The following is a 21,147-nucleotide window of genomic DNA, read 5'->3' on the forward strand; positions in this document are numbered from 1 at the left end:
GATGAAGATAAAAAGGTATTTGGCCCATGATATGCAGGAAGCTCTAATTAGGATAAAGGCAGATTTGGGCAAGGATGCTGTGATTCTTTCTACCAAAAAGGTTAGGCAAAAGGGGCTATTTGGCTTTTTTAAAAAACCACTTATAGAAGTGACAGCTGCGTGCGAAGAGGAAAAGGTTATAAGAAGAGAAGAAGAGATGCCAAAGCCTGAGAATTTGACTTTGAGTCTTCAACTTAGTCAAATTAAAGAGCTTGAAAAGAAGATAGACTCTTTAGAAAAGACCATAAAAGAGGTGATAAAGGATACAAATATAATACCTGAAGTGAAAGAGGTCTCTAAAAAGAACTTTTTAGATGTCATGCGTGAAAACCTGAAGAAAAACGGCGTAGAAGAGGAGATTGTAGAAGGACTTTTGGCAAAAGTCAACTGGGACGGGTCTATAAACAATATGGTAAATAATATGTACAAAGAGATAAAAAACATCCTTGGTACACCAGTTACTTTAAGTCTTGACTCGAAGCAGCCTCAGGTTGTATTCTTTGTGGGGCCAACTGGTGTTGGCAAGACAACCACAATTGCCAAAATTGCTGCAAAGCTAATGTTTGAAGAAGGCAAAAAAGTGGGTTTTATCACGGCCGACACATATAGAATTGCTGCTGTTGAGCAACTAAAGACATATGCTGAGATTATGAACATAAAGACAAAGGTGTGGTACGAGGTAGATGAATATGACCAGATTATAAAGAGTTTTGACGACTCTGACGTGGTACTTGTAGACACAGCAGGAAGGAGTCATAAAAACCAAGAGCATATGGATGAGCTCAGGGCATTTGTAGAAAAAGCAAGTCCTGATGAGGTATTTTTGCTTTTAAGTGCTACTACTCAACCGAGTGTATTTAAAGAAATTGTAAATACTTATTCGTTTATTGACAATTACAAGGTTATAATAACCAAAGTTGATGAAGTGTCAACTTATGGAAATATTTTAAATATTAAGCATTACACACAAAAACCAATTGCCTATGTCACAACTGGGCAAAATGTTCCAGATGACATACAACAGTTCAATCCAGAGCATTTTGCAAAACTCATAATAGGGAGTAAGGTTTTATGAGAGACCAGGCTCAAGGCTTGAGGAATCTTGTCAAAAAGTCAAATATTTTTGACAGACAGAGCGAAAAGTTTAATGACATTACTTCAAAAATTATCACAATTACAAGTGGAAAGGGTGGAGTTGGAAAGACAAACCTGACTGTAAATTTAGCTATTGCACTCAAGAAACTGGGCATTAATGTATTAATAATAGATGCTGATTTGGGACTTTCAAATGTTGAGGTACTTCTTGGTACATCGCCAAAGTACACTGTAAAGGATGTATTAGAAGGCAAAAAAGAGATAATGTCAATAGTTGAAGAAGGACCGTTTGGAGTAAAGTTCATCTCTGGTGGCTCTGGTATGGTTGACCTTGCAAACTTGGATGAGGAGAAACTTTTTAGACTTATAGAGAGTGCAGAAACTATTAATAAGTACTTTGATATTGTGCTGATTGACACTGGTGCTGGTATATCCAAAAATGTAATGGAATTTGTAATGATGTCAGATGAGGTAATTGTAATCACAACGCCTGAACCAACCTCAATCACTGATGCATATGCAATAATCAAGGCTATAATTACAAGAAATTTTGATCATAAGATAAACATTTTAGTGAACAGGGTACAAAATAACAAAGAAGCTGACGAAATTTTTTACAGACTAAGTGGAGTTATAAAAAGGTTTTTGCAAAGAGAAGTAGAATATATAGGTTATATAGAGGAAAATGGAATTGTCTCAAAATCTGTTATCAAACAGGTGCCGTTTATGATATCATATGAAAAGAGTAGTGTTTCAAAACAGGTTGAAGACATTGCAAAAAAGCTTGTCCAAAATAAAGATGTCTCAGAAAAAGATATGCCAAAAGGTTTTACAAGGTTCATAGAAAGTATCATCAAAAAGTTTAAAGAGCAATAAAAGAGGGGGCTTTTTATGCGCAAAATTTTTAAGGTAGGAGATAAGATTGAGATTGTTAGAATAGACAGGCGTACATGGGAAGAAAAGGGTGTGCAGTATGTTTCCAAAATTGCCGATATAAAAGATGAGTATTTTTATGTATTTACACCCATAAGAGAAGGTGTATATGTAACTTTCTTCATTGAGGAAATTGTGAGAATATATAAAGTAATGCCAGACGGTGTGTGGGTATTTGACGCAGTAGTTGAAGATAGATTCAAAGAGCCAGAGTATATGATAAAAGTTAGGCAGATATCTGACATTCGCAAAATTCAAAGACGTATGTTTTTCAGACTTCCTATAAATTTAGATATATTTGTAAAATTGTTAAGCCCTCAAAAAGACGAGGTAAATGGAAATCCCCAAAATGGTTTTTCAGAGGGAAAAATAGTAAAGGCATTGACAAAGGACATCAGTGGTGGAGGTGTTTGTTTTTTAACTCAAGAAGAGTTTAATATACATGACATTATACTGACGAAAATTCCTATTGAAGGTGAAGAGCTTGTACTTAAGGCCCAAATTTTAAGGAAAGAAAGAGTAGACCATCATATTTATAGATTTATGTATGGTTCTAAATTCATAGAGGCCAAACAAAATGAGATAGACAAAATTGTCCGGTTTATATTCAAAGAGCAGCAAAAAATGAGACAAAAAGGGCTTTTGTAAATAAGCCTTATTGGTAAAGAAGGAGTGATGAAGGTTATGGATATGTCTCAATACTTAGGTATGTTCATAGAAGAAGCAAAAGACCATATTCAGAGCTTGAATGACAACATGTTAAAGTTAGAAGAAAACCCTGAAGATTTGCAGCTTATTAATGAGATTTTCAGGTCTGCACATACCTTAAAAGGCATGGCTGGCACAATGGGCTTTGTGAATATGCAAAAGCTCACACATGCTATGGAAAATGTTTTGGCTGCTGCACGAGATGGCAAACTCAGAATAAATAGCAATATAATGGATGTACTTTTCAAAACTGTTGACGCCTTAGAAGAATATTTGGATGTCATTGTGGCAACAGGTACAGAAGGGTCGGAACAGAATCTTCAGCTTGTAAATAGCTTAAATGGCATTTTGGGTAGGCCGCAAGAAGAAATGGTTGTAAGTGCAAAGAAAGCAACTGCCCAGTTAGAGTATGATGAGTTTGTGATAAGAGCAATTGAGAGGGCTTATTCGCAGGGGTTTAATGTTTATAAATTTGATATTGAACTTGATCCAAACTGTCTTTTAAAGTCTGCAAGGGCGTATCTTGTTTTCAAGGCGGTTGAGGAGCTGGGTGAGATAATAAATTCAAAACCACCTGTTCAGGATATTGAAGATGAAAAATTTGATTTTGAGTTTAGTATTACAATTGTTAGCAAAGAGCCTCTTGAGAAAATAAGGGAAAGGATTTTGTCTATTTCAGAGATAAGAGAGGCAAAAGGTATAGAGGTAAAGGTTGGAGATGTCAAGGTAGAGGGAACTCAACAGGAGGTAAGCAGAACTGAAGAGGTTCAAAGTACAGAAGCTGTGAAGGTTGTACGTGAACAAAAACAAGAAGGGCTTCAAAGAACAAGTAAAACTGTTAGAGTTGATATAGAGAGATTGGATGTTTTGATGAACTTAGTAAGCGAGCTTATAATAATCAAGAGCAGAATTGAAGGATTTGCAAAGAAGTACAATGATAGACAATACGAAGAGTCCATTGAGTACTTAGAAAGGATTACAACAAGCCTTCATGATGCTGTAATGAAGGTAAGAATGGTACCTGTTGAGAGGGTATTTTCTAGATTTCCAAGAATGATGAGAGATTTGGCAAGAGAGCTTGGAAAAGAGTTTGAACTTGTAATGTCTGGTGAGGACACAGAGGTTGACAGGACTATTGTGGATGAGCTTGGAGACCCGCTTATACACCTTTTGAGAAATGCAGCAGACCATGGCATAGAAGAACCAGAAGAGAGAGTAAAAAATGGAAAGCCAAGAAGTGGGCTTATAAAGCTTTCTGCTTATCATGATGGTAATAATGTTGTGATTGAGGTTGAAGATGATGGTAAGGGAATTGACATAGAAAAGGTTAAGAAAAAGGCAATTGAAAAAGGACTTTTAAAAGAAGACCAATTAGATTTATCTGAACAAGAAATTATAGATTTTCTATTTCTACCAAGTTTTTCAACGAAAGACAAGGTTACAAACCTGTCAGGAAGAGGTGTAGGTCTTGATGTTGTTAAGACAAAGATTGAACAGCTTGGTGGTATGATTGAGGTAAAAACAGAGAAAGGCAAAGGTACAAAGTTTGTAATAAGATTGCCTTTGACATTAGCAATAATCCAAGCGCTTTTGGTAACTGTTAAAGATGAGATTTATGCAATTCCTATTGCCTCAATAAAAGAGATAATTGATGTTGCAAGAGATGATATTAAAGTTGTCCAAAAGGGCAAAGAGATAATTATGCTCAGAAATCAGGTCATTCCTATAAAATATCTCCACAAGATTGTAGGGCTTGAGGCAGATTTGGACACAAGAAGAAAGTACACAGTTGTTATAGTAAAGCGCGGAGAAAAGTTGACTGGAATCGTGGTGGATAAGCTTTTAGGTCAGCAGGACATAGTTATTAAATCACTTGGGAAATATTTAGAGGGAATTAGGCTTGTTTCTGGTGCAACAATACTTGGGGATGGGTCTGTTGCCATGATACTTGACCCTAACATGCTCAGTGTATAAAAGAAAAATAGAGGTGAGGTGTAAGTATGGAACAGTATCTTATTTTCAGGTTAGCAGATGAATACTATGGACTTTTGGTGAGCTTTATAGAAAACATTGAAAAAATGATGCCAATTACACGTGTACCGAATACCAAAGAGTATATAAAGGGTGTTGTGAACCTACGTGGTGAGATTGTACCTGTGATTGACCTTAGAGAAAAGATAGGAGTCAAAAAAGAAGAGTTTGGGGAAGAGACAAGGATTTTAATTGTCAACTGGAAGAATGAGTTCAAAGTGGGTTTAATTATTGATGAGGTTTTAGATGTTGTGTACCTTACCAAAGAGGATTTTGATTCTGCTACAAGAGATAGAAACGAGTTTACTTTTTCAATAGCAAAGTATAATAACGTGCTTATAAACATAATAAATTTGGAAGATGTTTTGTTTGAAAAGGTTGAGGAGGTTTAATTTTTATGAATTTTTCAAGTAATGAAATAAATGAAATGTATTTAGATGTCCTAAGAGAACTTGGGAACATTGGGACAGGAAATGCAATCTCTGCCCTTGCCATGATGATTGGAAGGCGCATTGATATGAAGGTGCCTGTTGTTAAAATGGTAGATTTGAAAGAAGTACCCGAAATTTTAGGTGGGGCGGAGATACCTGTTGTTGGTATACTTTTAAATGTTGAGGGTGATATAGACGGATTTATTATGCTTGTGATGTCGCAAGCATCAGCACACATTTTAGTAAATATGCTCCTTGGCACATCATTGAACGGCTATAGCGAATTTACAGATATTGAAAAATCTGCCCTCACTGAGATAGGAAACATCTTAGCTGGGGCATACCTGACAGCTTTGGCTTCATTAACAGGTTTTAAGATGATTCAGTCTGTTCCACAGCTTGCAGAAGACATGGCAGGAGCGATATTGAGCTTTCCTGCAATTCAATTTGGTGAGACAGGTGATACTGCTCTTTATATTGAAACAGAGATTTTTGAGTCAAGTAGCAGGATTGTTGCTGATTTCTTTTTAATACCAACAATAGAATCATATCAAAAAATGCTAAAAGCATTGGGAGTAGCGTAGAAGATGATAGAAACAATTAAAGTAGGAATGGCAGACTTAAATGTAACCAAGTATCCAAACATTCTTACAACACTTGGTCTTGGTTCATGTGTTGGGGTTTGTATATATGATAGTAAAAACAAGATAATCGGTATGATACATATAATGCTTCCTTACAGCTGGGGTGTAAAAAACAACAGTAACCCTGCAAAGTTTGCTGATACAGGTATTCCACTCTTGATAGAGAAGATGGAAAATCTTGGCTCTCAAAAGAAAGACATGGTTGCTAAGCTTGCGGGCGGTGCGCAAATGTTTGAAGTGACAAGAAGCGAGTTTATGAACATAGGAAAGCGCAATGTAGAAGCTGCCAAGAAGATTTTGGATGAGCTAAAAATACCAATTGTTGCTGAAGATACAGGCGGTAATTATGGTAGGACAATAATATTCTACTCTGAAGATGGTAGGTTAGAAATAAAGACAATCGGGAAGGGAACAAAAACTATCTAAAGGAGAAGACAAAGCTTTGAAATGGGAGCAAATATTACCTGAAATTTTGGCATTGATAGGAGGAAGCATTGTTTTTTTGGCATGTCTTGCGACAAGAAAGTCAGGGGAATATACATTTTTTTCCATATTTATTGTATCTGCAGTAGGATATCTTTGTGGACATTTTATAAAAGGATTAATTGAAAATGACAGCTAAATTTTTAAGGGGAATTTATACAATGGATGAGGCATTTTTGTGGGAAAAGTACTCAAAGACAAAAGATCCAAAAATAAAAGAACAGCTTACACTCAGATATATGCCACTTGTAAAACTCATTGCAGGCAGAATGGCAATGTATTTTGGTGGAAATGTTGAGTATGATGATTTAGTCAGTTACGGCTCACTTGGCCTTTTAGATGCAATTGAAAAGTACGACAGTCAAAAAGGTGTTAAATTTGAAACATATGCATATACACGCATAAGGGGTGCTATTATTGACTGTGTCAGAAGCCAGGATTGGGTGCCGAGAAGCATCAGACAAAAAGCAAAGGAAGTAGAAAAGGCGTATATTGAAATAGAAAAAGAAGGTAAAATACCAACAGATGAAGAAGTAGCAAAAAGAGCAGGCCTCACTTTATCAGAGTTTCAAAAACTTAAAGAAAAAATAAGTAGCGGGATGATTCTTTCACTTGAAGGTTTTCTTGAACAAAACTATGAGATAAAAATAGGCGGGCTTGAGGACTTTGTTTCTCATCCAGAAGTATTTATTGAAAATGAGGAGCTAAAAGAGGTGCTCAGACAAGAAATAGAGAATCTTTCTGAAAACGAAAAAATGGTGATTCTTCTTTATTATTTTGAAGAACTTAGCATAAAAGAGATAGCCAAGATTTTAGGCGTTTCTGAGTCAAGAGTAAGTCAGCTTCACACACGAGCGTTGCTTAAACTGCGAGCAAAATTGGAAAAGCATCTTGGCTGAAGAAATCTTGTGTCGAAAGGAGAGCCTTTTTATGCCTGAAGAAAATCTTAAAGTTGACATCAAGGTAATGGTAACATCTGATAAATTAAAAGCAAGCGTAATTTTAATGCTCAATCAAAATGGTGTAGACTTGACATTTGAAAATGTAATGAATGCCTTGAGAGCAAATAAGATTAGTTATGGAATTGATGAAAATGCAGTAAAGAAGCTTGTTGAAGCTCCTGTATTTGGATCACCAGTTGTGGTTGCGCAAGGAAAACCGCCTGGGAAGCCTGTTGATGGCAAGCTCATATATCATTTTGATATAAAACGTGAAATAAAGCCAAAAGAGCTTCCTGATGGTAGAGTTGACTACAAAGATTTAGGAATTGTTCAAAATGTCAGAAAAGACGATGTTCTTGTTACAATGATTGACCCTGTTGATGGAGAAAACGGGATTGATGTTTTTGGAGGGGTGATCAGAGGACAGAAGGGTAAAAAAGTAAATCTTCCGCGAGGGAAAAATACATACATTGATGCTGACGGACATACACTGAGGGCTGCATGTGACGGGCAGGTTTCTATCATAGAGGGTAAGGTTGTTGTTCTAAACACATTGGAGATATCTTCTGATATTGATAATTCCACAGGAAATATAAACTTTGTTGGTAATGTCCATATAAAGGGAAGTGTTCTGTCTGGGTTTAAGGTTGTTGCTGAGGGAAATGTTGAGGTTGAGGGGATTGTTGAAGCAGCCGAGATTGAAGCAAAAGGAAATGTGATTTTGCACAAAGGTATAACTGGAATGGGAAAGGGCAGAATAATCTCTCAAAAGAGTGTAGTTGCAAAGTTTATTGAAAATGCGACCGTGATAGCTGCAGATGATATCCAAGCTGAGGCAATTGTCCACAGCGACATCAAGTGCGGAGGAAAATTAACTTTAATTGGCAAAAAAGCTTCGATTGTAGGTGGTACTTGTAAAGTTGGAAAAGAAGTTGAAGCAAAAGTTATAGGTTCATATCTGTCTACAACCACAGAGATTGAGGTCGGTGTTGACCCGATTATGATTGAAAGATATAGAGATATTAAAAAAGAAATTGCTGAGCTGAAGGAAAATATAAAAAAGTGTGAACAGGGAATTGAGGTTCTCAGAAAGATTGAAGCAACTGGTGGGCTTACGGATGAGAAAAGGGAAATGCTCCAAAAGTTTACACGCTCAAAAATTGTATCAGCTGAAAGGTTGAGGTCACTTCAACTTGAGTTTGAAGAGATAGAAAAAAGGCTTGAGGAGCGGAATGAAGGTATGGTAAAGGTCCAGGATGTGATTTATCCAGGCGTGAAGATTACAATAGGAAATGTGTCCAAGCTTATAAAAGAGCCTGTAAAGTACTGTAAGATTTACAGAGAGGATGCTGACATAAAGATAGCTCCGTATAGTTAAGGAAAAGGAGATGATTTTTATTATGAACATCCGGCCAATTGATGTTAAGATTTTGTATCCAAAATCTACAGAGGTCTCCCAGATTGTGTTTGGTGAACAGCAAAAAGAAAATATGCTAAAGCATATAAATGCCCAAAAAAATCAGTCAAAGGTGGATGAGGATTTAAAAAGAGTTAGGGGGAAGGACAACGTTTCAGAAATAAGAATAACCCAAAAACAAGAAAGAGAAGGGCAAAGGCCCAAAAAAGAGAAAAAACCAAATAAGGGTTTAGATATCAGAGTTTGACAGAGGGAGAAAAATGATGGACGCTTATGTTGTGCTTTTTATCTTTTTTGGGCTTATTGTAGTATTTATTTCCTTGAAGTCAATAAAGAAAGATATAGAAAAAGGTGAAAAGGTTCTAATTGAATCTGCAAAGACTGCTCAAAAGCTTTCTCAGCTTTTAAATGAAGCAATTGAAACAATTGAAGAGCTCGATAATTTTGGTGAGTATATAATCGAGAGAATAGAAAACAAGGTAAAATGGGCAGAAGAAGAGACTTCTCAAATAAGAAGAGACAAGAAAAATGAAAATTTTAAGGAATCACAAAAGGGTTATGAGTGTTTGTCAGGAAATGAGGAAATAGATATCAAAGGCACGCGAGATGCAAATGATATGAAGAATCTTGAGAACCTCGAGCTTATTTCTAAGAAACAATCAAAGGAGGAGATTTATCGAAGAGCTGTTGAGCTATATAGGCAGGGCTTTAGCATTGAAGAGATTGCTTCAACCCTTCAGATAGGCAAGGGTGAGACAAAACTTGCACTGAAGATTGTAGGGAGGGAAAAGGTCTGAAGTGGTATAAATTTGTTTTATTTGGAATTGGTATTGGATGGATTTTAGGAATCTGCTCAATGTATTTTTTATTTATTGCAAATTATAATTCAAATAAAGGGAATTTAGAGGACAAAGTGGACATTTATATAAACAGCATGGATAATTTGAGCGATGTGCTTTATCAAAATGGCGTAATACAAGACAAAAGCTCATTTGACAGTTTTTTAAAATTTGTAAATGCAGATAAAAAACATCTTAAGATAGGCAAAAAGGTTACTTTTAAAAAAGCCATGACATATGAAGAAATTTTTGAGACTATTTACCAAAGTAAGTAGATTTTGAGATAACTTTTGAAGAAAATATCAAAGTTGTGGGGTTTGAAAATGATAGAAATGCTTAACAATATAATGCCAGTGATTGTAAAGACCTTAGAGCGTGTACATGATAGCTCTTGGAAGATGGATTATAATGTACACGATAGCTACGAATTGATATTTGTTAAAAAAGGTAATATTGACTTTTGGGTTGAAGATGAAAAGATAGAGCTAAGAGCAGGTGACCTTCTCATAATAAAGCCACACACAAGACACAAGTTTGAAGTTGTTGGAAATTTTAGAGCAGAGTTTATAGTAATGGGTTTTTATTTAAAACCTGAGAGCAAATCTAAGATAGAGGCATTAAGAGAGATATATGGTTTTTTAGAGAGTTTAGAAAACATTTCCTCACCGTTTTATTTTATTCACATCAGAAAAAGAAGCAATGTCTTTTTTTGTTTAGAATCAATCTTGCAAGAGGCAAAGGAAAATAAAAAAGGACTGCTTCTTTATATAAAGTCCATAGAGCTTTTTGTGTATATCACACGTGAAATGAATAATTTGGAAATCAAAAAAGGTTTTGATTATTCTAAGATTGCAAAGTTTATCAAAGATTATATAGACCAAAACTACATGGAAGATATAAAAATAGGAGATATTGCCAAAAAACTTTTTATGTCAGAAAGTAGTATCTCTCGCCTTTTTAAAAGCCAGTTTGGGATTTTGCCAAAGGAGTATTTACTTTCAAAAAGGATAGAGAAGGCAAAAGAATACCTTTCTGTATCTAATTTGAAGATTAGTGAAATAGCAATCATGTGTGGTTTTTCATCGTTGCAAAGATTTAATGACATTTTTAAAAAGTACACAGGCTGTTCTCCAACTCATTATAGGAAACTCACATTTGGCAATTCAAAGGGATGATAATGACAAAATAAAGAATTTTGCGCAAGGTGAAGTTTTTTGAAGATAAATTGATCTTTTCTTAAGATTTTCAACGAAAATTGAATATCTTGTGCCTATTTTGGGTAAAATCAAACTTGATTAGAAAAGGAAGAATATACTATAGTATTTAATGTGATTAGCACTCACTCTCAATGAGTGCTAACAAAACTAAAAAAGGAGGTCGGGAAAAGATGAAAATAAGACCAATTGGCGACAGGATTTTGATTAAGTTCAAAGAAAGAGAAGAGGTAACAAAGAGCGGGATAGTTTTGCCAGATACTGTTAAGGAAAAACCACAGATTGCAGAGGTTATTGAAGTAGGACCTGGTGGAATTGTTGATGGCGAAAAGGTAGAAATGGTTGTCAAAAAAGGTGACAAGGTAATTGTTAGCAAGTACGCAGGAACAGAAATCAAGATTGACGGTGAAGAATATACAATAATCAGACAAGATGATGTCTTGGCAATCATTGAAGACTAAAAACAAAAAAAGGAGGTAGATTGATTATGGCAGCAAAAATGATATTGTTCGATGAGGAAGCAAGAAGGGCGCTTGAGCGTGGTGTAAATAAATTAGCAGACACTGTTAAAGTGACATTAGGACCAAAGGGAAGAAACGTGGTTCTTGAGAAGAAATTCGGCTCTCCTCAGATTGTAAATGATGGTGTTACAATTGCGAAGGAGATTGAGCTTGAGGACCCATTCGAAAACATGGGTGCGCAGATTGTAAGAGAGGTTGCGTCAAAGACAAATGACATTGCTGGTGATGGTACAACAACTGCAACAGTGTTGGCTCAAGCAATGATCAGAGAGGGTTTGAAAAACATTGCAGCTGGCGCAAATCCAATGATTCTCAGAAGAGGTATTCAAAAAGCTGTTGATGTGGTAGTTGATGAAATCAAGAAGATGAGCAAAAAAGTAAGAGGTAAAGAAGACATAACATATGTTGCCTCAATTTCTGCAGGCGATGAGGAAATTGGTAAACTTGTTGCAGATGCAATGGAAAAGGTAACAAACGATGGTGTTATCACAGTTGAAGAGTCCAAGACAACAGAGACAACACTTGAGATAGTTGAAGGTATGCAATTTGACAGGGGTTATATCTCTGCTTACATGGTAACAGATACAGAGAGGATGGAAGCAGTACTTGACGACCCATACATCTTGATTACAGACAAGAAGATTTCAACAATTCAGGACATCTTGCCACTTCTTGAACAAATAGTTCAGCAAGGCAAGAAGCTCTTGATAATTGCAGAAGATGTTGAAGGTGAAGCATTGGCAACACTTGTTGTAAATAAGCTCAGAGGAACACTCCAGTGTGTTGCAGTAAAAGCACCTGGCTTTGGTGACAGAAGAAAAGCAATGCTTCAGGACATTGCAATTTTAACAGGTGGTCAGGTAATTTCAGAAGAGCTTGGTCTTGATTTAAGAGAGGTTAAGATTAGCCAGCTTGGTCGTGCAAGACAGGTAAAAGTTCAGAAAGAAAACACAATCATCGTTGACGGTGCAGGTGATCCGAGCGAAATCAAAGCAAGAATCCAGTCAATTAAGAAGCAGATTGAAGAGACAACATCCGATTTTGATAGAGAAAAATTGCAAGAAAGACTTGCAAAACTTGCTGGTGGTGTTGCGGTAATCCATGTTGGTGCTGCAACTGAGACAGAGCTCAAAGAGAAGAAATTGAGAATTGAAGATGCGTTGGCTGCAACAAAGGCTGCAGTTGAAGAAGGTATTGTTCCTGGCGGTGGTACAGCATTTATCAATGCTATTCCTGCACTTGACAAGTTAATTGAAACATTGACAGGTGATGAAAAGACAGGTGCTATGATTGTCAAGAAGGCTTTAGAAGAACCACTAAGACAGATTGCAGAAAATGCAGGTTTGGATGGTTCAGTAATTGTAAACAAAGTAAAAGAGAGCCCAGCTGGTGTTGGTTTTGACGCACTCAATGAAAGATTTGTCGACATGTTTGAAGCAGGTATTGTAGACCCAACAAAGGTTACAAGGACAGCTATTCAAAATGCTGCTTCAGCTGCTGCAATGCTTCTGACAACAGAGGCTGTTGTTGCTGAAAAACCAGAAAAGGAGAAGAATCCACCAGCACCAGCACCTGATATGTACTAATAAAATGAGTTTTTGAAATAAAGGCTACCGTGAATGGTAGCCTTTATTTTTTTTTGATATAATATTTTTAAGTAATAAACCAAAAACTTTTTGAAAAAAGGTGAAAGAAGAAGATGTATAAACTCCTTGCAATTGACCTTGACATGACACTTTTAGACCGTGAAAAGAAAATCTCTCAAAAAAACCAAGTGGCGATCAAGCTTGCAAAACAAAAAGGATTACACGTGGTGCTTTGTTCAGGACGAATTCTAAAAGGTGTTATGCACTTTGCAAAGGTTTTAGGGCTTTCCGATGAGGTTGTTGTAGCTTGCAATGGTGCAATAGTAAGAGACCTTAAGACAAATAAGGATGTATATTACATTGGTCTTGACAATGATAGTAGCATAGAGATTGCCAAGATATGTAAAGCCAACAATATTTATTATCACTATTACTACAAGGATATCATGATAACGCAAAGGCTTGACTATTCATCAAGGTTCTATTATGAAAAAAACAAAGAACTTCCTGATGATGAAAAAATAGAGATTATTGTTGATGATTCATTGGAGACAATAAGAAACTGCGACAATCTAATAACCAAGTTTGTAATTATTGACAAAGACATCGAAAAGGTAGATTATGTAAGAAGGCAAATAGAAGAAAATGTTTACAATATTGAAACTACAAAATCAGATGTCAACATTTTAGAGATTATGAAAAAAGGGGTTAACAAGAGAAATGCACTTGAGTGTGTCTGCTCTTATCTTAAAATAGATAAAAAAGAGGTGATTGCAATAGGTGATAATGAAAATGACTTAGAGATGATTGGGTTTGCCGGCTTAGGAATTGCAATGGAAAACGCTATAGATAGCCTAAAAGAGATTGCCGACTACATAACAGATTCGTATGAAAACGATGGTGTTGCAAAAGCTATTGAAAAGTTTGTTTTGGGGGAAATGGTAAATGCATAGGGTTGCTATTGTAAGATGTGATACATATAATGTGGATAATGTCAAAGAGGCGCTTGAAAAGGGCATAAATCTGTTGGACTTTGAATTTCCAAGATTAAATAAAGTTTTATTAAAACCAAATCTGCTTATGAAAAAAAGGCCTGATGAGGCTGTTACAACCCATCCGTCTGTAGTTGAAGCAACTGTAAAAATTGCTCAAGAAAAAGTAGATAGAATTGTGATAGCAGATAGTCCTGGTGGACCGTATACAAAACGAAGATTAGAGGCAATATATCAAACATCAGGGCTAAAAGAGCTTGAAAAATATGAAAAGGTAAGTCTAAATTACGATGTTTCATTTAAGGAGGCTCAGTTAGAAAGGAGTATTTTAAAGAAGATTTCATTTATATCACCATACTTTGAATCAGACGCCTTGATTAATATTTCTAAACTAAAAACTCATAGAATGGCGGTCTATACAGGTGCTGTAAAAAATCTATTTGGTCTTGTGCCAGGTGGACAAAAGGCAGAACTACATTTTAGGCTTCAAGAAGTTGACAAGTTTATGGAGATGTTACTTGACATCTATTCTGCTACAAAGCCCATTTTAAATATCATGGATGCAATTGTTGGGATGGAAGGGGAAGGACCGTCAGCTGGGAAACCACGGAATTTGGGACTACTTTTGATTTCTCAGGATGCAATTGCACTTGATTATGTTGCATGCAGAATTATTGGGCTTGAAATAAAAGACGTTCCTCTTTTGAATGTAGCAAAGAGCAAAGGACTTCTGAACCCTAATGATATTGAGATTGTGGGAGAGCAAATTGATGATGTAAATGTGAAAAATTTTAAAGTGCCACTTCGGCCTGAAATTTCATTTGTAAGAGGAAGAGCTCCATCGTTTATAGCTAATGTGATAAATGGACTTCTCACTCCAAAGCCGATTTTTGACAGGAAAATTTGTATTGGTTGTGCAGAATGTTTTAATGCTTGTCCTGCACAAGCAATTGAAATGAAGAGCAGGAAAGCATATGTTGATTTAAAAAAGTGTATTAGGTGTTACTGCTGTCATGAGCTCTGTCCTGCAAAAGCTATTATGATAAAGCGGTCATTTTTATTTGAGAAAATACTAAAATAAGAGAAAGGAGGAAGGTCTTGCTTGCTGTCTTAAAAAATTTTAATGACAGTGGCAAGACAGAATGTTATGAGTGCAAAGGTGAATGTAGAGTATATCAATCCATTTATTCAAGCAAGCCAGCAAGTACTAAAACAGGTTGCGAACATTGATTTTAAACTTGGTAAAGTGTATATTAAAGAACCTACTTATAGGGTGGACCAGGTAGTTGTTATAATTGGAATGACAGGGAATATAAAAGGACAAGTTAACTTTTGCATGTCTTTAAGTACTGCAAAAAGTATTGCTTCACTGATGATGGGTGGGTATCCTGTAAATGAGTTTGATGAGCTTGCTAAAAGCGCAATTGGTGAGATGGCAAACATGATAATGGGAAACACATCGACGCTTTTTTCACAAAAAGGCCTTAAGGTTGAGATAACACCGCCTTCAATACTTATTGGTGAGAACATGACTTTAAGTACAACAAAGATGATAAATATATGTGTACCTCTTTTGCTTGACAATGGTGATAAGATTGATATGGACGTGGCATTAATGGAAAACTAAAAGAGGGAGGAGGCTTTTGAAAGACTAGTATGCCAATCAATATTGTACTTCATGAACCAGAAATTCCATACAATACAGGAAATATTGCGAGAACATGTGCTTGTACGGGAAGTAAGCTTCATTTGATAGAACCGCTTGGATTTTCTTTAGAGGACAAATATTTAAAAAGAGCAGGGCTTGACTATTGGCAATACTTAGATGTAAAAATATATAAGGATTTGAACGACTTTTTTGAGAAAAACCGTGATGCCAATGTTTTTTACTTTTCAACCAAAGGCAAGCAGTACTATACTCAAGCACCATATACAGATAATTGCTATTTGATGTTTGGAAAAGAGACAGCAGGTCTTCCCCAGTGGCTCATTGAACAGAATATCCACAAGACCTATAGAATACCAATGATAAGCGATGTGAGATCTTTGAATCTCTCAAATGCAGTAGCAATTGTCCTTTATGAAGCACTAAGACAGCTTGGGTTTCCTAATTTGGTGTGATGATGGAAAACAGATAAGGGGGATTTTTTAATGGGTGTTACAATTGTTACAGACTCAACTGCTGATTTGAGTCTTGAGATGTATGAAAAGTTTGGAATCAAGATGGTGCCACTTACAGTTTATTTTAAAGACGAAGCGTATAAAGACTGGGTGGACATTGATCCAGTTAGCTTTTACCAAAAACTACAAAGCAGCCTTGATCTTCCCAGAACTTCGCAGCCAAGCCCTGAGCAGTTTTTAAAGGTTTTCAAAGAAGAGCTTGAAAAAGGAAATGAGGTTGTGTCAATACATCTTTCATCGAAGCTATCTGGAACATATAATTCTGCCTGCATTGCTAAGGAGATGATAGGAAGTGAAAAAATCTACCCCATTGATGGTAGAACTGCCTCAATTGGCACAGGAATTTTAGCAATACTTGCAAAAAGATTAGCAGATGAAGGGAAAAGTGGCAAAGAGATAGCAGATATCATTGAGAAAAAGAAAAAAACTATCCGACATCTTTTTGCTGTTGAGACCTTAGAGTATCTCAAAAAAGGTGGGAGAATCTCACCTGCAAAAGCAACACTTGGGAATGTACTCAATATAAAACCTATATTACACATTGTAGATGGAGTTGTTGAGCCATTTGACAAGGTAAGAGGTATGAAAAGGGCTATACCTCGGATAATTGATGAGATAAAACAAAAAGGGCTTGATTTGACAAGGCAGCTTTGTGGGTTTTCGTATGCAGGAAATTTGGATGAGGCAAAAGAATATGTAGAGATGATAAAAAAAGAGCTATCACCGGGTGAGCTTATTGTAACACAGATTGGAAGTGTAATTGGCACATACGTTGGACCTGGTACGGTTGCTTTTATATTCTTTGAGGAATAATAAAGATAAAATCTCTATATTACTTTTAGCTACAGGATAGCCTGTAGCTTATTATATTTTATTTTTGAAAAAGGGTGTGGTAAGAAAGTGGTTGTTAAAGACAAAGTGTTCAAGCTGCTGTATAGCGTCGAGAAGCCAGGAAGGTATATTGGAAATGAAATAAACATGGTAGAAAAAGACCCCAAAAAGGTTGATATAAGATTTGCGTTTTGTTTTCCTGACATTTATGAGATTGGCATGTCACATTTAGGACTTAAAATTTTGTATCACCTTTTGAACAAAAGAGAAGACGTCTATTGCGAGCGTGCTTTTATGCCGTGGATTGATATGCAAGAAAAGATGCAAAAGGAAGGTATAAAACTGTTTACACTCGAGACTTTTACTACCTTAGATGAATTCGACATAATAGGTTTTTCGCTTTCATATGAAATGAGCTACACAAATGTTTTAAAGATGCTAAAGTTATCTGGAATTCCTCTTGAGAGCAAAAACAGACCCAAAGATATGCCAATTGTCATTGCAGGCGGGCCTTGTACGTATAATCCTGAACCACTCTGGGAGTTCATAGATGTATTTGTAATTGGTGAAGGCGAAGAGGTTATTTTAGAATTTGTTGACCTTTTTAAAGAGTATAAATTTTCTGAAATGTCAAAAGAGGAATTTTTGCTAAGGTGTGCAAACATCGAAGGATGTTATGTCCCGTCGTTTTATGAAGTAAAGTACAATCAAGATGGTACTATCAAGGCTATTTTACCAACAACAAGTCAAGTGCCTGGAAAGGTAAAAAAGAGAATTATAAAAGACATGAACAGTGTATACTTTCCAACAAAAATGATTACACCTTTGATTGAAGTTGTTCATGACAGGGCAGTTGTTGAGGTTTTCAGAGGATGTGGACGTGGATGTAGGTTTTGCCAAGCTGGTGTAATTTACAGGCCAGTCAGGTTCAGAAGTATGGGGAAGGTGATAGAGTATTCAAAAGAGCTTATTGAAAGTACAGGGTGTAACGAGCTTTCGCTTATTTCTCTGAGCACAAGTGACTATCCCAACATAGAAACCTTAGCAAAGAATATCTTACAATTTACAGAGGACAAAAAGGTAAATATTTCTCTTCCTTCTCTCAGGCTTGACTCAACATCCTTAGAGCTTTTAAAACAAATAGAAAAAGTTAGAAAACCTACATTGACATTTGCACCAGAAGCAGGCACGCAGAGACTTAGAGATGTTATAAACAAGAACATTAAAGAAGAAGACATATACTCTACAGTCAGACTTGCTTTTGAAAGAGGATTCCAAAATGTAAAACTTTATTTCATGTTAGGTCTTCCAACAGAAACAGACGAGGATATTATAGGGATATATGAGATTGCAAGAAATATAAGACAGATTTATTCGGACCTGGGATTGAAAAAGAGGATCAGAATTACAGTTTCAACGTCATTTTTTGTACCAAAACCACACACACCATTTCAGTGGGAGCCACAGGACAGCATTGATGAGATGAAAAGAAAGATGAAAATGTTAAAAGAGAAGTTGTCAAAAGTAAAAGACGTTGAGTACAACTGGCATGATTTTTATTTGAGCAAACTTGAGGCAGTACTCTCACGAGGTGATAGGAGACTGTCAGCTGTTTTGAAAAATGCCCTTGAACTTGGCTGCCAATTTGATGAGTGGGGAGAGTTTTTCGACTTTTCAAAATGGCAGTTAGCTTTTGAAAAAGAAAACGTTGATTACAAGTTCTATTCAGACAGAAGAAGGGATTTTAATGAGATTCTGCCATGGGATATGATAGATACTGGTGTGTCAAAAGAGTTTTTGATAAAAGAATGCAAGCTTGCATATGAAGCAAAACCAACACCTTCATGTTTTGAAAGATGTGTTGGATGTGGGGTAGCTACTTTTAAAGGAGGAATCTGTGTTGGTAAAAAGGTATAGATTTTACTTTTCACGGGATCTGCCTTCTTGCTTTATCTCACATCTTGACATGGTAAGACTGTTTGAAAGAGCATTTAGAAGACTGGGTATTAAACTTAAATTTACTGAAGGATTTAACCCACATCCGAAAATCACCTTTATCTTGCCAATGGCAGTTGGGCTTTGCTCGCCTGAAGAGATGTTTGAGGTTGATGTTGAAGAGGAGTTAGATGAAAAGGTAATAGAAAAACTAAACTTAATTTTACCAAAAGGACTAAAAGTGTTGAAAATTGAAGAAACAATTGATAAAATACAAGTAAGCGATATGTATTATAAATGTTTTATTGAAGCTAAGGAAGATTTTTGTAAGCTTTTTGAAGATTTTATGAAAGAAAATCCAAAAATAAGACGTGAAAAAGAGGGAAAAGTGATATTCCGAAATGTCTGGGACTATCTTTTAAACTACGAATGCAATAAAAAGGAAAATAATATAGAGATTGTATTTCATATCAACGTCATAAATGGGAGTTATATCAAGCCAGAGGATATAATAAAGTCATTTTCAGAGAAATATAATCTTGAATATAAGATTGTAAAAATAGAAAGAGAAAAAGTAAATTATCAAAGGGTGATATAATGCAAAGTGAAATTATAGTAGATGTTAGTTTTGGTGAGACCCGAGTTGCAGTTTTAGAAGACAAAGAACTTGTTGAGATTTACATCGAAAGAAATGACCAGCAGAGCATAGTTGGAAATATCTACAAAGGGGTTGTTGAAAACATCCTACCCGGCATGGACGCAGCATTTGTAAACATCGGCCAGGACAAGAATGCTTTTTTGTACTTAGGAGATATAAATAGGCTTGAGTTTGGCGATACAGATGAATACTATGAGATAAAGACAAATCCGCTTGCCCTGCGGTGTGGGCAAGAAATAGTTGTTCAGGTAATAAAAGAGGCATATGACCAAAAAGGACCAAGGGTAACAACCAATATAACACTTCCGGGCAGGTATTTGGTTCTTTTACCAAACACAGAGTATATTGGAATTTCAAAAAGAATAGAGTTTGAAGAAGAGAGAACAAGGCTAAAAGAGATTGCGTGCAAAATCAAACCAGATGGAATGGGGCTTATTGTCAGAACTGCAGCAGAAGGCAAGAGCGAAGAGGTTTTGAGAAACGAGCTTGAGTTTTTGAAAAACCTCTGGCAGAAGATAAGGCAAAAGAGCAAAGAAAGTGCGCCTGTTCTTTTGTACAAGGATTATGACCTTGTCTTTAAAGCTGTAAGAGATATGTTCACAAATCAGGTGGACAGGTTTGTAATAAATGACAGGAAAAAGTATAACAAAATAATAGAGTTTTTATCTACTTATGCGCCAAGTCTTAAAAGCAAGGTTGAGTATTTTAATCTTGCAACAAACATTTTTGAATATTTTCAGATAGAGCAAAAGTTGTCAAAGGCTTTGTCAAAGCGTGTATGGTTGAAGAGCGGCGGGTATATAGTAATAGATGAGACAGAGGCTTTGACTGTGATAGATGTCAATACAGGAAAGTTTGTTGGGAAAAATGATGTTTCAGAGACAATTCTAAAAACAAATCTTGAAGCGGCAGTTGAGATTGCAAGACAGATTAGGCTCCGTGACATAGGTGGAATTATAATAATTGACTTTATTGATATGAAGAATCCTGAGCACCAAAAACTTGTATTAGATGCTTTAAAAGAAGCTTTGAAACGCGACAAGACCAAAACAGTTGTTGTTGGTATAACTCCTTTGGGCCTTGTTGAGATGACAAGAAAAAAGGTCAGGCAACGACTTAGCTGTATCATGCAGTCGTGCTGTCCTTACTGTGAAGGTAGTGGGAAAATCTTGTCACCCGAGACAGTGGCTTTAAAAGTCTTAAAGGAGATTGAATGGTATTTTAAAAATAGAGTTGAGGAAAAGTTCTTTGTTGAGATAAATACCAAGGTATGCGAGGTTTTAAGGAAGGGTGAGGTAGATAGAATAAAAGAGCTTCAAGAAAAGTACAAGAAAAAAATATATCTAAAAGCTTCTTCTAATATCCATATTAACAAGTTCACAATATGTCCTGTAAAAGATGAAGACCATTACATGGCACTGTGTGGAGCTCTTTCTGAGGGCGATGAGGTTTTGGCATTTGTTGAGGAAGAAGATAAATTCAATCCCAAAAATGCAGTTGGGTATGTCAACCAGAACAGAATAGAATTTGACGATGCTTCTGACCTTATTGGTAAATATATTTATGCGAAGGTTGAAAAGGTATATGGTACTATGTCAAAAGGCAAGATTTTAGAGGTGTGTGAAGAGAATAAGGAGGATGTGAAGGAGTTTTAATTTGGTTGAAAAA

At 36.0% G+C, this 21,147-nt stretch carries 24 protein-coding genes; all 24 read left to right on the forward strand.

Annotated features, from left to right (window positions below):
- The first annotated feature begins 1 nt into the window (after nucleotide 1).
- Entirely contained in the window at nucleotides 2-1,114 is a 1,113-nt protein-coding gene (gene flhF / locus PGC14_RS01965; RefSeq protein ID WP_011916815.1) for a flagellar biosynthesis protein FlhF, read from the forward strand.
- Complete coding sequence (locus tag PGC14_RS01970) at nucleotides 1,111-2,010, forward strand: MinD/ParA family protein (RefSeq protein ID WP_271629390.1); 900 nt, start codon at nucleotides 1,111-1,113, stop codon at nucleotides 2,008-2,010. The genes flhF and PGC14_RS01970 overlap by 4 nt, the downstream gene beginning before the upstream one ends.
- Before the next feature lie 15 nt (nucleotides 2,011-2,025).
- Nucleotides 2,026-2,715, forward strand: coding sequence for a flagellar brake protein (locus PGC14_RS01975; protein ID WP_271629391.1), 690 nt, complete (start codon nucleotides 2,026-2,028; stop codon nucleotides 2,713-2,715).
- Nucleotides 2,716-2,751: 36 nt separating this feature from the next.
- On the forward strand, nucleotides 2,752-4,749 hold the full coding sequence (locus PGC14_RS01980; protein ID WP_271629392.1) for a chemotaxis protein CheA: 1,998 nt from the start codon (nucleotides 2,752-2,754) through the stop codon (nucleotides 4,747-4,749).
- A 26-nt stretch (nucleotides 4,750-4,775) separates the two neighbouring features.
- Entirely contained in the window at nucleotides 4,776-5,198 is a 423-nt protein-coding gene (locus PGC14_RS01985) for a chemotaxis protein CheW (protein ID WP_039763774.1), read from the forward strand.
- Nucleotides 5,199-5,203: 5 nt separating this feature from the next.
- Nucleotides 5,204-5,821 carry a chemotaxis protein CheC gene (locus PGC14_RS01990; RefSeq protein WP_011916820.1) on the forward strand — a complete coding sequence of 206 codons (618 nt, stop codon included), beginning with the start codon at nucleotides 5,204-5,206 and terminating at the stop codon, nucleotides 5,819-5,821.
- 3 nt (nucleotides 5,822-5,824) lie between these two features.
- Entirely contained in the window at nucleotides 5,825-6,307 is a 483-nt protein-coding gene (locus PGC14_RS01995; RefSeq protein ID WP_271629393.1) for a chemotaxis protein CheD, read from the forward strand.
- A gap of 16 nt (nucleotides 6,308-6,323) precedes the next feature.
- Entirely contained in the window at nucleotides 6,324-6,503 is a 180-nt protein-coding gene (locus PGC14_RS02000; RefSeq protein WP_271629394.1) for a hypothetical protein, read from the forward strand.
- A 22-nt stretch (nucleotides 6,504-6,525) separates the two neighbouring features.
- Complete coding sequence (locus tag PGC14_RS02005; protein WP_271629395.1) at nucleotides 6,526-7,263, forward strand: FliA/WhiG family RNA polymerase sigma factor; 738 nt, start codon at nucleotides 6,526-6,528, stop codon at nucleotides 7,261-7,263.
- Nucleotides 7,264-7,294: 31 nt separating this feature from the next.
- Nucleotides 7,295-8,683 (forward strand): DUF342 domain-containing protein, encoded by a 1,389-nt coding sequence (locus PGC14_RS02010; RefSeq protein WP_039763765.1) that lies wholly within the window; start codon nucleotides 7,295-7,297, stop codon nucleotides 8,681-8,683.
- Nucleotides 8,684-8,705: 22 nt separating this feature from the next.
- The gene (locus PGC14_RS02015) at nucleotides 8,706-8,969 is read left to right on the forward strand and encodes a hypothetical protein (RefSeq protein WP_011916825.1); all 264 of its coding nucleotides are present in this window, start codon (nucleotides 8,706-8,708) and stop codon (nucleotides 8,967-8,969) included.
- Between the two features lie 16 nt (nucleotides 8,970-8,985).
- Nucleotides 8,986-9,519: a hypothetical protein gene (locus PGC14_RS02020; protein ID WP_039763760.1), complete on the forward strand. Its 534-nt coding sequence runs from the start codon at nucleotides 8,986-8,988 to the stop codon at nucleotides 9,517-9,519.
- A 59-nt stretch (nucleotides 9,520-9,578) separates the two neighbouring features.
- Nucleotides 9,579-9,836 (forward strand): hypothetical protein, encoded by a 258-nt coding sequence (locus PGC14_RS02025; protein WP_083931406.1) that lies wholly within the window; start codon nucleotides 9,579-9,581, stop codon nucleotides 9,834-9,836.
- A 48-nt stretch (nucleotides 9,837-9,884) separates the two neighbouring features.
- Nucleotides 9,885-10,736 (forward strand): AraC family transcriptional regulator, encoded by an 852-nt coding sequence (locus PGC14_RS02030; RefSeq protein ID WP_039763757.1) that lies wholly within the window; start codon nucleotides 9,885-9,887, stop codon nucleotides 10,734-10,736.
- A gap of 212 nt (nucleotides 10,737-10,948) precedes the next feature.
- The gene (locus PGC14_RS02035; protein ID WP_011916829.1) at nucleotides 10,949-11,236 is read left to right on the forward strand and encodes a co-chaperone GroES; all 288 of its coding nucleotides are present in this window, start codon (nucleotides 10,949-10,951) and stop codon (nucleotides 11,234-11,236) included.
- Nucleotides 11,237-11,262: 26 nt separating this feature from the next.
- Complete coding sequence (groL, locus tag PGC14_RS02040; RefSeq protein ID WP_039763755.1) at nucleotides 11,263-12,882, forward strand: chaperonin GroEL; 1,620 nt, start codon at nucleotides 11,263-11,265, stop codon at nucleotides 12,880-12,882.
- 113 nt (nucleotides 12,883-12,995) lie between these two features.
- Nucleotides 12,996-13,835: a Cof-type HAD-IIB family hydrolase gene (locus PGC14_RS02045; protein WP_039763753.1), complete on the forward strand. Its 840-nt coding sequence runs from the start codon at nucleotides 12,996-12,998 to the stop codon at nucleotides 13,833-13,835.
- The gene (locus tag PGC14_RS02050) at nucleotides 13,828-14,955 is read left to right on the forward strand and encodes a DUF362 domain-containing protein (protein WP_271629396.1); all 1,128 of its coding nucleotides are present in this window, start codon (nucleotides 13,828-13,830) and stop codon (nucleotides 14,953-14,955) included. The genes PGC14_RS02045 and PGC14_RS02050 overlap by 8 nt, the downstream gene beginning before the upstream one ends.
- Before the next feature lie 66 nt (nucleotides 14,956-15,021).
- Nucleotides 15,022-15,501 (forward strand): chemotaxis protein CheX, encoded by a 480-nt coding sequence (locus PGC14_RS02055; protein ID WP_083931408.1) that lies wholly within the window; start codon nucleotides 15,022-15,024, stop codon nucleotides 15,499-15,501.
- A gap of 29 nt (nucleotides 15,502-15,530) precedes the next feature.
- Nucleotides 15,531-15,995, forward strand: a complete 465-nt coding sequence (gene trmL, locus PGC14_RS02060) for a tRNA (uridine(34)/cytosine(34)/5-carboxymethylaminomethyluridine(34)-2'-O)-methyltransferase TrmL (protein WP_011916834.1) — start codon at nucleotides 15,531-15,533, stop codon at nucleotides 15,993-15,995.
- A gap of 30 nt (nucleotides 15,996-16,025) precedes the next feature.
- A complete protein-coding gene (locus PGC14_RS02065) occupies nucleotides 16,026-16,868 on the forward strand; it encodes a DegV family protein (protein WP_039763748.1) in 843 nt (280 codons plus the stop codon).
- Nucleotides 16,869-16,955: 87 nt separating this feature from the next.
- Nucleotides 16,956-18,803 (forward strand): TIGR03960 family B12-binding radical SAM protein, encoded by a 1,848-nt coding sequence (locus tag PGC14_RS02070; RefSeq protein WP_039763747.1) that lies wholly within the window; start codon nucleotides 16,956-16,958, stop codon nucleotides 18,801-18,803.
- Nucleotides 18,784-19,419 carry a TIGR03936 family radical SAM-associated protein gene (locus tag PGC14_RS02075; protein ID WP_039763745.1) on the forward strand — a complete coding sequence of 212 codons (636 nt, stop codon included), beginning with the start codon at nucleotides 18,784-18,786 and terminating at the stop codon, nucleotides 19,417-19,419. The genes PGC14_RS02070 and PGC14_RS02075 overlap by 20 nt, the downstream gene beginning before the upstream one ends.
- Nucleotides 19,419-21,134, forward strand: a complete 1,716-nt coding sequence (locus PGC14_RS02080) for an Rne/Rng family ribonuclease (RefSeq protein WP_271629397.1) — start codon at nucleotides 19,419-19,421, stop codon at nucleotides 21,132-21,134. The genes PGC14_RS02075 and PGC14_RS02080 overlap by 1 nt, the downstream gene beginning before the upstream one ends.
- Nucleotides 21,135-21,147 lie beyond the last annotated feature (13 nt).

It is taken from the genome of Caldicellulosiruptor sp. DIB 104C, assembly GCF_028198085.1.
In the GTDB taxonomy this organism is placed as follows: Bacteria; Bacillota; Thermoanaerobacteria; order Caldicellulosiruptorales; family Caldicellulosiruptoraceae; genus Caldicellulosiruptor; species Caldicellulosiruptor saccharolyticus.

Excerpts from the sequence above, each read along its gene's own strand:
- PGC14_RS02015 (WP_011916825.1), top strand. The coding sequence starts at position 8,706 with ATGAACATCCGGCCAATTGATGTTAAGATTTTGTATCCAAAATCTACA.
- PGC14_RS01970 (WP_271629390.1), top strand. The coding sequence starts at position 1,111 with ATGAGAGACCAGGCTCAAGGCTTGAGGAATCTTGTCAAAAAGTCAAAT.
- PGC14_RS01980 (WP_271629392.1), top strand. The coding sequence starts at position 2,752 with ATGGATATGTCTCAATACTTAGGTATGTTCATAGAAGAAGCAAAAGAC.
- PGC14_RS02080 (WP_271629397.1), top strand. The coding sequence starts at position 19,419 with ATGCAAAGTGAAATTATAGTAGATGTTAGTTTTGGTGAGACCCGAGTT.
- PGC14_RS02030 (WP_039763757.1), top strand. The coding sequence starts at position 9,885 with ATGATAGAAATGCTTAACAATATAATGCCAGTGATTGTAAAGACCTTA.
- PGC14_RS01985 (WP_039763774.1), top strand. The coding sequence starts at position 4,776 with ATGGAACAGTATCTTATTTTCAGGTTAGCAGATGAATACTATGGACTT.
- PGC14_RS01975 (WP_271629391.1), top strand. The coding sequence starts at position 2,026 with ATGCGCAAAATTTTTAAGGTAGGAGATAAGATTGAGATTGTTAGAATA.
- PGC14_RS02055 (WP_083931408.1), top strand. The coding sequence starts at position 15,022 with ATGAGTGCAAAGGTGAATGTAGAGTATATCAATCCATTTATTCAAGCA.
- PGC14_RS02045 (WP_039763753.1), top strand. The coding sequence starts at position 12,996 with ATGTATAAACTCCTTGCAATTGACCTTGACATGACACTTTTAGACCGT.
- PGC14_RS02065 (WP_039763748.1), top strand. The coding sequence starts at position 16,026 with ATGGGTGTTACAATTGTTACAGACTCAACTGCTGATTTGAGTCTTGAG.
- PGC14_RS02025 (WP_083931406.1), top strand. The coding sequence starts at position 9,579 with ATGTATTTTTTATTTATTGCAAATTATAATTCAAATAAAGGGAATTTA.
- trmL (WP_011916834.1), top strand. The coding sequence starts at position 15,531 with ATGCCAATCAATATTGTACTTCATGAACCAGAAATTCCATACAATACA.
- groL (WP_039763755.1), top strand. The coding sequence starts at position 11,263 with ATGGCAGCAAAAATGATATTGTTCGATGAGGAAGCAAGAAGGGCGCTT.
- PGC14_RS01995 (WP_271629393.1), top strand. The coding sequence starts at position 5,825 with ATGATAGAAACAATTAAAGTAGGAATGGCAGACTTAAATGTAACCAAG.
- PGC14_RS02035 (WP_011916829.1), top strand. The coding sequence starts at position 10,949 with ATGAAAATAAGACCAATTGGCGACAGGATTTTGATTAAGTTCAAAGAA.
- PGC14_RS02050 (WP_271629396.1), top strand. The coding sequence starts at position 13,828 with ATGCATAGGGTTGCTATTGTAAGATGTGATACATATAATGTGGATAAT.
- PGC14_RS01990 (WP_011916820.1), top strand. The coding sequence starts at position 5,204 with ATGAATTTTTCAAGTAATGAAATAAATGAAATGTATTTAGATGTCCTA.
- flhF (WP_011916815.1), top strand. The coding sequence starts at position 2 with ATGAAGATAAAAAGGTATTTGGCCCATGATATGCAGGAAGCTCTAATT.
- PGC14_RS02020 (WP_039763760.1), top strand. The coding sequence starts at position 8,986 with ATGGACGCTTATGTTGTGCTTTTTATCTTTTTTGGGCTTATTGTAGTA.
- PGC14_RS02010 (WP_039763765.1), top strand. The coding sequence starts at position 7,295 with ATGCCTGAAGAAAATCTTAAAGTTGACATCAAGGTAATGGTAACATCT.
- PGC14_RS02005 (WP_271629395.1), top strand. The coding sequence starts at position 6,526 with ATGGATGAGGCATTTTTGTGGGAAAAGTACTCAAAGACAAAAGATCCA.